Source organism: Sphingobacterium sp. HJSM2_6, from assembly GCF_049316305.1.
Lineage (GTDB): Bacteria > Bacteroidota > Bacteroidia > Sphingobacteriales > Sphingobacteriaceae > Sphingobacterium.
On sequence record NZ_JBMOXB010000003.1, the window covers coordinates 50,054 to 61,926 of the forward strand.

Sequence of the window (11,873 nt, forward strand, 5' to 3'; positions counted from 1 at the left end):
AATGATCAATTGACTGATTGATTATTGTTTTTCACTTCATAAGCAATAATCAATCGGCTTACCATTCCATACCTTGCCATCCCTTCTGCCTGATTATTATGTTTAAGGTATTGATCGTAAAACAAAGAAGATAAGCTGGTTAACCAACCGGTATAATTTTTCCAATACTTTTGCTCTTCCTTCAAATCGGAAAGCACTTGCTCCGAAAGCAAAGACTTCATTTTTTCAAATTCATGCTGATCTACTAAATATAACGATCTCAACAGGTAATTTACACTTTCATAATACGCTGCATAGGCTAACTTAGGATTTTCTTGCTGATGGAGTTTGACATAAGCAATGAAATTACATTCGTCCTCAAAACCAATACCCATTTGATGTGCCAACTCATGTGCCACCATAAAAGGATAGGAAGCTTTTGGCATTTGGGTATTCGCATGAGCTTCGTGCGTAAACGGATTAAAATAACCCGATACGCCAAAATACGATGCTAAAGTATTATTGATCGGAGATTTAATTTGTATTTGCGTTTTTGACAACATGGGAAAAACTAGATCTTCCTGCATAATTCGCATCACTTCTTCATTAATTGCAGAAAGCGGATATTTTTCGAAACTCAGTTTTTCCCTTAAAATATTTACTTGTTCGATGTGCTTAGTTAAAATCTGAATGTGATCGTTTAATAATACGGTATCTAAATCTAATTTCATTTCTTTAGCAATGGCTGTTCGGTTATAATTAATACCCCAAGATATATTGAAATATAAATAAATACTTAATACAGCTGCGACGAAAGCCAATAATCGTTGGAATGCGAGCTTAACATTTCTCTTAACTAACTCGCGGATTACTTGGAATAAGTAACACAATAAAAAAATAAAAAGGCAAGCATAGACTATATCACCTACACTCCAAGGAAACCAACCCACTAGAAACTTTGGTATTTCACTAAATATCGGATAGAATAGACGGCTGTAATACTGCTCTACAGCAGCTTGATCTTGTATACTCCAATTCAATAGAAATAAGAGTACGACAAGTATTGCTAACCTAAAGTAAAGTGCATATTGCCGAAGTTTATGCATGGGTTCTAGTCTTCTTTATCAAAATAAAGTTTATAATAATTCATTCCTTTTTCTTCATCATACCCTCGCTCCAAATATTCCTTTTTTCCATGAATGTAAACATGAAAGTTTTTATCCAATTTTAAAATAGATTTGTAAGTACTGGCCATCTTTTTCACAGCAGGAGCGGCAATATCAAAATTGGACTGAAAAGGAGTTTCAAATTCATCTTCAAAAGATTGTTTGTAATCTTTAAATAACGAAATGGCCTCTGGATTACCAATAACATCTTCATTAAACTCCTCTTCAATAAAGGTTTCTTTGGTTTTAAAATAATTCATAGATCGATTGAGCAAATCAATTTTATCAGCTTTATCCATCTCAAAAACATCCTCTATCTTTTCATTAATAAAGTTCTTGTAAACTTTCATTAAATTTCCCGTTTGTTGGAAATTATCATTTCTAGTTTTAAGCTTTAGAAAATCGTCTTTCCAATACACTGCTTCAGACCCATTCGTTTGATCGATACATAACACTTTATAGCCTTCCTCCGCCTCTGAATTTACGATGACCACACCTTTATCCAATTTATTGATATTAATGGCTTGTTCTTCATAATCTACGCCTAAACCGGCCGATTGTGTGAATACTTTGAGGTAAGCTTCTTTATTTTCCGATTTAAATATCCCAATGGCTTGGTGCTCCTCTCCTTCTAATTGAATCTGATCTAAAGCAACGACATAAATTTCTCCAGATTTAATCTTAGGATGCTCAGTCACTTCAAATAAAAAACGCGCAATAGCTTTCGAATAATCCTTAAAATTCATCTTCTCTTCAAAATACTGTTTTGAAAAGTGATATACTTCATTGAGATCTAATTTATCATTGGGATGAAAGAAACGAAATACTTCATTGGCCTTGGCAAAAGGCTTCATAAAATACTGCATTAATAAGCTGCTTAATAATTCATCAGCTTGTACATCTATTTCTTCTTCTGATAAAGTAAAGTATTCATCCTGGCTTTTATTGCCTACATGATGTATTATTAAATGCTTAAAACTTGCGTCTTGGTGAAAAAACATATTATTTTATTTTATAAATCAAATATATCGATTGCTGCTGAATACGTATTGACATGGGCATTGACAATAGTTTTAATATCCTTAGAATAGCCCCCACCCATACTAACTTGTACGGGTATATTGTTAGACTTACAAAGTTGAAATACGAGCCTATCCCGTTGCATACATCCAGCTAAACTTAGGTTAAATTTTCCCAATTGATCTGTAGCCAACACATCTACACCTGCTTGGTAAAATACAAAATCAGGTTGATAGCTGTTGATACAGGAGCTTAAAGCCTGTTCCAGAACGCTTAAATATTCTTCATCTTCAATTCCGTCACTTAAAGCGATATCAATAGTTGATTGTTCTTTTTTAAAGGGAAAGTTTCTAGCTGCATGAATCGAAAAAGTAACTATAGCTTCATGTCCTTCAAAAATATGAGCTGTACCATTGCCCTGATGTACATCTAAATCAACAATTAATACTTTTTTTACTAATTGCTGTTGAATAAGGTAAGCGGCGGCTATTGCTTGATCATTTAACAAACAGAAACCTTCGCCAAAATTTTTACCGGCATGATGTGTACCTCCTGCCGTATTAAAGGAAACTTGATGCTTCATTGCATATAAAGCGGATTGAATAGTACCATCTATTAAATACAATTCACGATCAACAAGCGCTTGACTCATTGGAAAACCAATTCGACGAATCATTGCAGGGTCAAGTGTTAAGGATAACAATTGATCCACATAAGACCAATCATGTGCTAATGCAATAATGTCAGGGCTTGATTTTTCAGGACTAAAAAAATGCTCCTTACCTACTAATCCCATGTGCAATAACTGCGCTGGTATTAGTTCGTATTTCAACATCGGAAAACGATGCCCAGCTGGAATGGGATGTATATAAGCCGTATGATGAGCAATTTTTAGCAAAATGAACAATTTGTAGCGAAGATATCGAATACATCCTGTTTTTATCCTATTTAAATAAGAAAAATGAAACTTAGAATATCATAATTATTTAGTATATTTAGCTAATTCACTGGCAACCAACAACCAGCAAGAACAGATAACCAAGGTGTAAACAATAAGTAAGGAGGAGATAAGATGTTTCATAAAAAAAAATCTAATAACTCAGCGGATCAAGTACATTCGCAGCATGCCCATCCGTTTATTAAAAACAAATTTTTTCAATCGGCAAAGCCTTATAAATACCTGAGTTTGCAACAAATTTTAGATGACCTGAGTCAGAAAAACTATAAATTCAGTAATAATTAAAATTTCAAAAACGATTTTATCTTTTTGTTGTTACATGGGTATAAACATTTATTTGATTTGGTTATGGCTATTGATATTTCATCCATTTTAGGTGCAGAAATCATTAAAACGGAAGAGGATTCTAAAACGCAGAGTCTCCTGGTAACGCTTTTGATTGACCAAGATCCAAATCAATTAGCAACGGAGAAAAAAATCAGGTTTGATCATGTCACTCACTATTCGAGATCGGATATACCCCATGAAGGCTATCCTGTTATTTTAGACATTACGGAAGTAGTGCCGGATATTGATAAATCTTTTGACGTCGATCAAAACAGAAAACGTTTTAAAATAGATACCAGTACGGGAATCCTGATTTTAGAATTTGGTGCCTACGAAATGTTGGATTAAATCTTACCTTTAGTTTTAATTTACTAAAACGTGTTTATAGATATTCATAGTCATAGCTTTGGCAGTACTCCTGCCAATGAATTACGTGTATCGAATGTTATCGTCTCCAAAGATTATTTGAATTCTTCTCCTGTTAGCGCAGGTATTCACCCATGGTATATGGATGAAGATCAAAAAAGGCAATTGGAGGTACTCGAACAATACCTTAAAAAAGAGGAGGTCATTGCAGTTGGTGAATGTGGGCTCGATAAACTATTTAATAGTCCATGGGATACTCAAATCCAGGTATTCGAACAGCAAATAAAATTAGCAAACAACTACCAAAAGCCATTAATTATTCATTGTGTTCGAGCCTACAGTGAAGTTTGCACCTCACTGATGAGAATGAAAGTTCAAGTTCCAGTCATATTTCATGGTTTTCATAAAAATTGGGCGCTTGCGGAAACATTAATTAACCAAGGCTATTATATTTCTTTAGGTCATGCGAGTTTACAAGGCAATATGAATGAGCTGATTCAACACATTCCACTAGATCGAATATTCTTTGAAACAGATGATAAGTCTATAAAAATCTCCAATATTTATGCTTATTTTTGTCGCGTTCGAAAAAACATGCCTCTAGAGGTATTGCAACAACAACTAAGACAAAATTTTATTCAAGTTTTTAATTATTCGTTATAAATGATGGATTTATCATGGCTTTCTAGAACGGAAGCTTTAGTGGGCAGAACTGCGTTAGAAAAATTAGCAGAATCCCATGTTATGATTTTAGGATTAGGAGGCGTAGGCTCCTTTGCTGCTGAGTTTATTTGCCGTTCAGGTGTGGGAAAAATGACAATCATCGATGGTGATACGGTTGACCCCAGTAATAGAAACCGCCAATTGCCTGCTTTAGCAACGAATCATGGTGTAGCTAAAGCGGAGATTATGAAAGAAAGGTTATTAGCGATTAATCCTGAGTTGGAGTTAAATGTTGTTCAAAAATTTATTCTTCCGGAAAGTATCCCAGATTTATTGGCATTGAAACCTGATTACTGCGTTGAGGCTATAGACAGTATTACGCCTAAATTGTTTTTTATCCGCTTAGCAATAGATGCAGGCATCCCATTCGTAAGTTCCATGGGAGCAGGAGGAAAACTCGATCCTACAAAGATTACTATATCGGATATCGGAAATACCTACAATTGCAAATTAGCGCAGCATATACGAAAGAAATTGAAAAAACATGGAATAAAAAAAGGTGTTAAAGTTGTTTTTTCTACCGAATTACCGGATAAAGATTCATTATTGTATACAGATGGTAGCAACTTTAAAAAATCAGCCTACGGTACCATGTCCTATTTACCTGCAGCATTTGGTGGTGCTTTAGCCTCTGTAGCCATTCAAGACTTAATGGATTAAGGCATATATTATTTAAAAAAAGAAAGACGAGGTTTGTTACTTAACAAACCTCGTCTTTCTTTTTTAGTATGGGATCTTAAATTTTATTACCGACAACAATCTTTAACATTTCATCAAAATGGTAATACTGCTGCGCAATTTCCTGAATCTGATTGGCATTTATATCTTTAAGTACGTTCGTATAATAATCGTAATAGTCTAAATCTAAACCAGAAAAATAAACAGATTTAAATTTGTCAGCATGGGAAAAGATAGATTCCAAACTACCTAACATCCCCCCTAACAAATAATTCCTTACTAATTCTATTTCATCTGCCGTGCTGCGTTCTTGTTTTAATCGGTTCATCTCGATTTCAATTTGTTTCAGCGTGTCTTCCGTATATTCATTGCCTACTTCTGTCCCTATGGATATAAAACCGGCATGGTTTAAATTGGCAACTACAGATCCAATATTGTAGGTATAGCCTTTTTCTTCCCGGATATTACTCATTAATCGTGATCCGAAATAACCGCCGAACAAGGTATTGACAAACTGTAAGGCCGGGTAATCTGGATGCGGACGCTGAATCGCCTGGCGACCTATACGAATGGAAGATTGTAGGGCATTTGGCTTAGAAACCCATTGTACATCATCGAGATAAGATTTTTTTGCCGTAAAATTAATCGGTAGCAATGGTTCCCGATTATCCCACTCTTTTTCAAAATAATTTCGAAATAGCGTTAATATCTCATCGGTGATATTCCCCGATAAAAATAAGGTGGCATTTTGGGGTTGTATTTGCTGTTTATACAGCGATAACAAATCCTCTTGGCTTAATCCGTCAAGTAATTTATCACTTACGGCTAGACCATACCTAGATGCCCCAAATAACTGCTCGTAAAACATACGACGAGCTAGAAAATCTGACTTTTCTAAAGATATCTGTAAATTTTGTTTGTTGTTTCTTTTATAAGTCTGTAATTCATGATCTGGAATGATGGCATCGGTTAGCACATCAAATACAATGGGTAATACAGCAGAAACATGTTTGTTTAAGGAATATAAAGTAAGGGCGTTATGGTCAAAGCTGAACTCAGGCACTAAATAAGCTCCAAAAAAATCAATCTTTTCTGCAATCTGCGCACTAGTTAATCGAGTTGTACCCTCTTTTAACATCGCACTTAAAGCAGAATTTCTTACAGGATTTTCTACCTGTTCAAAAACATTATTAAATACAAACTCTGCCTTCAATAACTCTTGGGAGGCTGCCCTAAATATAAAAACTTGAAGACCATTACTGAATTTTACCAATTCTGGTTTAATTAAATTCACATCTTCTATACGATGCACTTCTGGTGCATCTATTCTATTCTGCATATTCACCTGTTTTTTGAGCATGATATATTAAGGTAGAAGAATTTGCTAAAGTAAAAGTCTCATTGGCTACCCGCATAATATCTGCTGCAGTAATTTGTTCATATTTAACTACTTCCTGATTGTATAAATCGGCGTCTCCTAATAGTTCATAAAACGATAAATTCATCGCTTTATCCAATATGGATAGCTCTGCAAATACCATGGTAGATTCTATTTTGTTTTTCACCTTCGTCAATTCTTCTTCTGAAACAAAGGCAGATTTCATGGTATTAAGCTCTTCCCATATAGCTTCCTCAGCTTCCTCCAGACTAACCGATTCCAATGGTTTACCTTCCACAACCACTAAATTGTGATCAATACTCCCTAGCACATAGGCATTAATCTCTGAGAACATGGGTTTACTTTTAACCAACCTTCGGTATAAACGAGAGGAAGTTCCTCTGGCAAGAATATCAGAAAGCAAATCTATTGTTTGGTAGTCTTCATGTAGACGATCTACGGAATGGAAAGCCATGTAAATACTGTTCACAGGAACTTCTGCAAAAACTTCTTCTCTTCGGGGTTCCAATTGTTTTGGTTCTGTAGGGATATTTCGAAGATTAACTTGTTGCGCTGGAATATCTGCGAACCATTTTTCGGCTAAAGCCTTGACCTCCGCTAGCGTTACATTTCCCGTGATGGCCATAATCGCATTATTCGGCGTATAGAACTTCTTGAAAAAGGCTTTTACATCCTCCATTCGCGCATCTTCGATATGCTTTATTTCCTTGCCAATAGTAGCCCATTTATAAGGATGAACCTTATAAGCTAAGTTTCTCAATTTCAACCATACATCTCCATAGGGTTGATTTAGATAGCGTTGTTTGAATTCCTCAATGACGACATTGCGTTGAACTTCTAAACCTTGATCATTGAAGGCTAAACCTAGCATACGATCAGATTCAAGCCAAAAAGCAGTTTCTAAATTTTTGGAAGGTAGAGTAATGTAGTAATTCGTGATATCGTTGGAAGTAAAGGCATTGTTCTCCCCACCTACACGCTGTAAAGGCTGATCGTAATTGGGAATATTAACAGATCCACTAAACATGAGATGTTCAAATAAATGAGCAAACCCTGTCTTATCTTCTTGTTCATCCCTAGCCCCTACATCATACAATATGTTCATACATGCCATAGGGCTATTCGGGTCCTCATGTACTAAAACCCGTAATCCATTTTCTAAAATGAATTTTTTAAATGCTATCATGATTTATGCTAAACGTGAAATTATACCCACTGTACCCCTTTTTTCAAAAGAGAAAGTGTTTTTTCCTCTAAAGAATCTGACTTAGGAATAAAATTATAAAACCAATTGGCCTGTTCTGGTAGGCTCATTAAAATGGATTCAATCCGTCCATTGGTTTCTAATCCAAACTTGGTTCCTGAATCATATACTAAATTAAACTCCACATACCTGCCTCGACGCAGTAGTTGCCATTGTTTTTCCTCTTCGGTATATTCTTTAGCTCTATTTCGATTGACCAACTCGGCATATATTTTTGGAAAAGCTCTTCCTAAAGCACATGAAAAGTCAAAAATCGCTTCATTGGATATACCGGCTTTAGATGGAGTTAATTTATCGTAAAATATTCCACCTATACCCCGGGTTTCATTCCGATGTTTAATAAAAAAATACTGATCTGCCCAGTCTTTAAATTCTTGATAAAAAGAATCCTTAAATTGATCGCAAACCTTCTTTAATTCTTGATGAAAATATTGTGCATCTTCTTCTATCACATAGTGAGGTGTAAGATCTATACCTCCACCAAACCAACGTAATTCTTCGTTTAACTCAAAATAACGAATATTCATATGGATAATTGGAACCCATGGGTTATTGGGATGGATCACAATTGATACCCCAGTAGCGAAGAAATCATCTTCTTCTACAGCGAATGCTTTTTTAATTGCCTCTGGTAACTTGCCATAGACTGCTGAAAAATTTACGCCTCCCTTTTCTAATATATCTCCATGCTGAATGATCCGAGTACGGCCACCTCCACCACCCTCTCTTTCCCATATTTCTTCTTGAAACTTGGCTTTTCCATCCAACGATTCTAATGCAGCGGATATTTCATCCTGAATCAGTTTATACTGATCAGCTATTTGGTCTTTATTGATCATTATGTCAATTTATCGGATAATAATTTAACAGAATTGGCTGCTGAATGATTTTTATAAAGTATGGAATAGACCATATTACAAATCGGCATGTCCAACTGATGATTTAATATAATTTCTTGTATGCAGTCGGATGCGAAAAAACCTTCTGCTACCATATTCATTTCCAATTGTGCTGATTTCACACTATAGCCTTTACCAATCATATTGCCAAAGGTACGGTTACGACTGTATTGAGAATAAGAAGTCACTAGCAAGTCGCCTAAATATGCAGATTGATTAATTTCACGAGGTTTTGGATCTATGCAATTGACAAAATACTCCATTTCACGTATCGCATTGGAGATCAATACAGCTTGAAAGTTATCGCCATAGCCTAGTCCATGACAAATACCGCAAGCGAGTGCGTAGATGTTTTTTAATACAGCACCATATTCAACGCCCAAAAGGTCATTGGATACTACAGTCTTAATATAATGCGTTTGAAAAAATTGTGCAACAATAGCAGCATTAGCCGTATTTTGAGCTGCAAATGTTAAGTAAGATAACTTTTCTAAGGATACCTCTTCTGCATGACAGGGACCTCCAACAACAACAACATTTGATAAATCAACTCCAAATGTTTTGGAAAGGTATTCTCCTATGATTAATTTACTGGATGGAATAATTCCTTTGATGGCAGAAACAATTAATTTATCCTTAAAATTTACAGCACTTAATCCTACCAATGCATCTTCTAAATAAGCCGCTGGCGTATTTAATATGATTACATCGGATTCCTGAATGACATCAATAGCCCGGTCTGTCATCCGGATGTGATCTAATTTAATCTCTACAGCACTTAAATATGTTGGATTATGATGATATTGTTGAATATATGCTATATCCTCCTCTTTTCTTACCCACCAATTAATTTCTTTTTCTTGTTGATTGTCCGTCAACATTTTTATCATTGCTGTGGCCCAGCTACCACTTCCTATTACACCAATTTTAACCAAACCTAATCTCCTATAATGTTAAATAAGACCACAAAGATACCGAATAGATATGACTATCGTCAAGCCTTATCTTACATTTGAAAAGCTTGCTAGAACTAGAAATACCTGCTCCCTAATAAAAAAACCCTAAGGTGGGGTACCTTAGGGTTCTATCAAACCAATTATTAACCTAAATTATGAAATTATTTACTCTTTTGCTCTTTCTACAGTATTAACGTGCGACTTTAAGACTTTGGTATTTTAAGCCTTGTATATTAACATATTTTAACAATAAAGCGCGTTTTTAGGAAACCTAAGCACTTTATAATTCTGTTGTAGACTTAATTCAGGTTTGCTAATTCATAAAATTAAAAAGAGCTCTTCCATTGGAAAAGCTCTTTCTTATAAACAAGTTTATTTATTCTTGATTCTATTCATCAGTACCTTGTGAAAGGTAACGTGATATTTGATTATTTTCTACAAGTGATGTACGATTAAACAGACATCAATTTAATCACTTGAACGTGTGATTTAAAAGCATCGGTCATCGTTCTGAACTCGTTGTAAGTAATATTGAATTCCTTACACGTTTCTTTAACAATCTTATTAATTTCTGGGTAGTGAACATGACTGATTTTAGGGAATAAATGATGTTCTACTTGAAAATTCAATCCTCCTAATAACCAAGTAAGCACTTTACTCTTCGTTGCAAAATTTGCAGTTGACTGAAGCTGATGAATCATCCATTCTTCCTCAACGGTATGGTCTTCGATAGTCTTAAATTCTGTGCCAGTAACCACATGAGCCAATTGGAATACAACAGCCAAACAAACTCCGCAAGTCAAACCAGCAATTAATAAGCCGATTAAGGTATAGCTCCATCCTACTACGAGTACAGGAATAACAATAAATATACTGAAGTGAACCGCTTTACTAATCCAAAAAATGACTCTTTCACGCATTGGAAATTTAATATTTGGAGAGTCTTTACTTAGTCTTTGGCGAAAGTACTTTTCATAGTCTTGATAGAATATCCATGCTAAATAAGATATAGAATACAACAAGATAAAGTAAATATGCTGAAAACGATGATATGCTTTAACCGGCTGATCTTTATGAATACGCATAAATTTCACTTCAATATCATGATCGTTCCCATCTATATTGGTATACGTATGGTGAGCAATATTATGCTTCAACTTCCATAAGTATATATTACCACCTAATAAATTAAGCGAATAGGAAAGGATAGAATTCGATTTTTTATTCTCGCAAAAACTATCATGACCTGCATCGTGCATAATGTTAAATCCAATTGCAGCAAAGTTTACACCCAAAATAATGCATAAGGGAATACTAACGTACCATGCAGGATTTAAAAAAAGTAAAATAAGATATATTATGAGCAAAGAGCTTAGTAAAATTCCTCCTTTAAGAAAGAGTTTTCTATTGCCTGATTTAGATTGAGCATTTTGATTAAAAAAATTGTTAATTCTTTTTTTTAATGACTGGGAAAACAATGAATTTACATTGTTAAACTTGATTGTGGATACCATTTATTACTGTAATTGTTTTTATTTTTTGGCTGTAGCACCCTTTTTTTTAACTACAGTTTATTTTTCGTTAATACTTAGATTTAGGACATTTCATCTTTAGGTCTAGGGTATTTACTGTCCTAAGCAAACTTTAAAAACTAAAATAATGCTTAAATATAAAAAGAAAAGTTATCTATATCAAGATATTTAAATACTTAACACATCTTTAACTATCAAACCTATTTATTTTAATAATAAACTTAGGTTTTTAAAAAATATAAAAGATTGTAATACGTTTATTTGTAAGTATTGTACAGAAGAAAAATTTGGATATCCTGCATGTTCTAATATCCGCTGAAAATAAAAAAAGTCACCCTGAAAGGGTGACTTTTCATATGCTTTAAACAATTTACTTAAGCAATATCTTGCTGTAAAGTTTGTTTGTAAATAGCTTTCTTAACTTGGGTACGACGAGTAATAGATTTTTTCTCGTAAGCTTGACGTGAACGCAATTCTCTCAATACACCTGTTTTCTCGAATTTCTTCTTGAAACGTTTTAACGCTCTATCTAGAGATTCTCCTTCTTTTACATTAACAATAATCATAGCTTTTATATACCTCCTTCCGTTGTAATTTTCTTGGTGA

Annotated in this window: 13 protein-coding genes; 4 read left to right on the forward strand and 9 right to left on the reverse strand. The window is 34.4% G+C overall.

The genetic code is table 11. The annotated features are described in order from the left end of the window. Window positions 1–5: 5 nt before the first annotated feature. The 3 genes from ACFRAE_RS03995 to ACFRAE_RS04005 are packed head-to-tail and all read right to left on the reverse strand — an operon-like array spanning window position 6 to window position 3,063. Window positions 6–1,085: a DUF3810 domain-containing protein gene (locus ACFRAE_RS03995; RefSeq protein WP_422795830.1), complete on the reverse strand. Its 1,080-nt coding sequence runs from the start codon at window positions 1,083–1,085 to the stop codon at window positions 6–8. Window positions 1,086–1,090: 5 nt separating this feature from the next. After that, entirely contained in the window at window positions 1,091–2,146 is a 1,056-nt protein-coding gene (locus ACFRAE_RS04000) for a nucleoid-associated protein (RefSeq protein ID WP_422795831.1), read from the reverse strand. An 11-nt stretch (window positions 2,147–2,157) separates the two neighbouring features. After that, entirely contained in the window at window positions 2,158–3,063 is a 906-nt protein-coding gene (locus ACFRAE_RS04005; protein ID WP_422795832.1) for a histone deacetylase, read from the reverse strand. A gap of 174 nt (window positions 3,064–3,237) precedes the next feature. On the opposite strand from ACFRAE_RS04005, the gene ACFRAE_RS04010 reads away from it, so the two are divergent. The 4 genes from ACFRAE_RS04010 (at window position 3,238) to ACFRAE_RS04025 (ending at window position 5,199) form a co-directional block, all read left to right on the forward strand. Then, entirely contained in the window at window positions 3,238–3,408 is a 171-nt protein-coding gene (locus tag ACFRAE_RS04010; protein ID WP_422795833.1) for a hypothetical protein, read from the forward strand. 63 nt (window positions 3,409–3,471) lie between these two features. Next, complete coding sequence (locus ACFRAE_RS04015) at window positions 3,472–3,798, forward strand: hypothetical protein (protein WP_422795834.1); 327 nt, start codon at window positions 3,472–3,474, stop codon at window positions 3,796–3,798. A gap of 30 nt (window positions 3,799–3,828) precedes the next feature. After that, window positions 3,829–4,479 (forward strand): TatD family hydrolase, encoded by a 651-nt coding sequence (locus ACFRAE_RS04020; RefSeq protein WP_422795835.1) that lies wholly within the window; start codon window positions 3,829–3,831, stop codon window positions 4,477–4,479. After that, window positions 4,480–5,199 (forward strand): tRNA threonylcarbamoyladenosine dehydratase, encoded by a 720-nt coding sequence (locus tag ACFRAE_RS04025; RefSeq protein ID WP_422795836.1) that lies wholly within the window; start codon window positions 4,480–4,482, stop codon window positions 5,197–5,199. It abuts the gene before it with no gap. 76 nt (window positions 5,200–5,275) lie between these two features. Here the strand turns inward: ACFRAE_RS04025 and ACFRAE_RS04030 are convergent, their stop codons facing one another. The 6 genes from ACFRAE_RS04030 to rpsU form a co-directional block, all read right to left on the reverse strand. Continuing rightward, the gene (locus tag ACFRAE_RS04030; RefSeq protein ID WP_422795837.1) at window positions 5,276–6,556 is read right to left on the reverse strand and encodes a M16 family metallopeptidase; all 1,281 of its coding nucleotides are present in this window, start codon (window positions 6,554–6,556) and stop codon (window positions 5,276–5,278) included. Next, window positions 6,546–7,802, reverse strand: a complete 1,257-nt coding sequence (locus ACFRAE_RS04035) for a M16 family metallopeptidase (protein ID WP_422795838.1) — start codon at window positions 7,800–7,802, stop codon at window positions 6,546–6,548. The genes ACFRAE_RS04030 and ACFRAE_RS04035 overlap by 11 nt, the downstream gene beginning before the upstream one ends. A 20-nt stretch (window positions 7,803–7,822) precedes the next feature. After that, window positions 7,823–8,719, reverse strand: a complete 897-nt coding sequence (gene hemF, locus ACFRAE_RS04040) for an oxygen-dependent coproporphyrinogen oxidase (protein WP_422795839.1) — start codon at window positions 8,717–8,719, stop codon at window positions 7,823–7,825. Continuing rightward, window positions 8,719–9,714: an NAD(P)H-dependent glycerol-3-phosphate dehydrogenase gene (locus ACFRAE_RS04045; protein WP_422795840.1), complete on the reverse strand. Its 996-nt coding sequence runs from the start codon at window positions 9,712–9,714 to the stop codon at window positions 8,719–8,721. Before ACFRAE_RS04045 ends, hemF begins: the two co-directional genes overlap by 1 nt. 473 nt (window positions 9,715–10,187) lie before the next feature. Continuing rightward, window positions 10,188–11,249 carry a fatty acid desaturase family protein gene (locus tag ACFRAE_RS04050; protein ID WP_422795841.1) on the reverse strand — a complete coding sequence of 354 codons (1,062 nt, stop codon included), beginning with the start codon at window positions 11,247–11,249 and terminating at the stop codon, window positions 10,188–10,190. Between the two features lie 392 nt (window positions 11,250–11,641). Continuing rightward, window positions 11,642–11,833 (reverse strand): 30S ribosomal protein S21, encoded by a 192-nt coding sequence (rpsU, locus tag ACFRAE_RS04055; protein ID WP_422795842.1) that lies wholly within the window; start codon window positions 11,831–11,833, stop codon window positions 11,642–11,644. Window positions 11,834–11,873: the final 40 nt, after the last annotated feature.

What these genes read in the sequence shown, in the direction of transcription:
- ACFRAE_RS04035 (WP_422795838.1), bottom strand. Translation starts at nt 7,802, where the DNA reads ATGATAGCATTTAAAAAATTCATTTTAGAAAATGGATTACGGGTTTTA.
- ACFRAE_RS04050 (WP_422795841.1), bottom strand. Translation starts at nt 11,249, where the DNA reads ATGGTATCCACAATCAAGTTTAACAATGTAAATTCATTGTTTTCCCAG.
- ACFRAE_RS04015 (WP_422795834.1), top strand. Translation starts at nt 3,472, where the DNA reads ATGGCTATTGATATTTCATCCATTTTAGGTGCAGAAATCATTAAAACG.
- ACFRAE_RS04000 (WP_422795831.1), bottom strand. Translation starts at nt 2,146, where the DNA reads ATGTTTTTTCACCAAGACGCAAGTTTTAAGCATTTAATAATACATCAT.
- hemF (WP_422795839.1), bottom strand. Translation starts at nt 8,719, where the DNA reads ATGATCAATAAAGACCAAATAGCTGATCAGTATAAACTGATTCAGGAT.
- ACFRAE_RS04030 (WP_422795837.1), bottom strand. Translation starts at nt 6,556, where the DNA reads ATGCAGAATAGAATAGATGCACCAGAAGTGCATCGTATAGAAGATGTG.
- ACFRAE_RS04025 (WP_422795836.1), top strand. Translation starts at nt 4,480, where the DNA reads ATGATGGATTTATCATGGCTTTCTAGAACGGAAGCTTTAGTGGGCAGA.
- rpsU (WP_422795842.1), bottom strand. Translation starts at nt 11,833, where the DNA reads ATGATTATTGTTAATGTAAAAGAAGGAGAATCTCTAGATAGAGCGTTA.
- ACFRAE_RS03995 (WP_422795830.1), bottom strand. Translation starts at nt 1,085, where the DNA reads ATGCATAAACTTCGGCAATATGCACTTTACTTTAGGTTAGCAATACTT.
- ACFRAE_RS04010 (WP_422795833.1), top strand. Translation starts at nt 3,238, where the DNA reads ATGTTTCATAAAAAAAAATCTAATAACTCAGCGGATCAAGTACATTCG.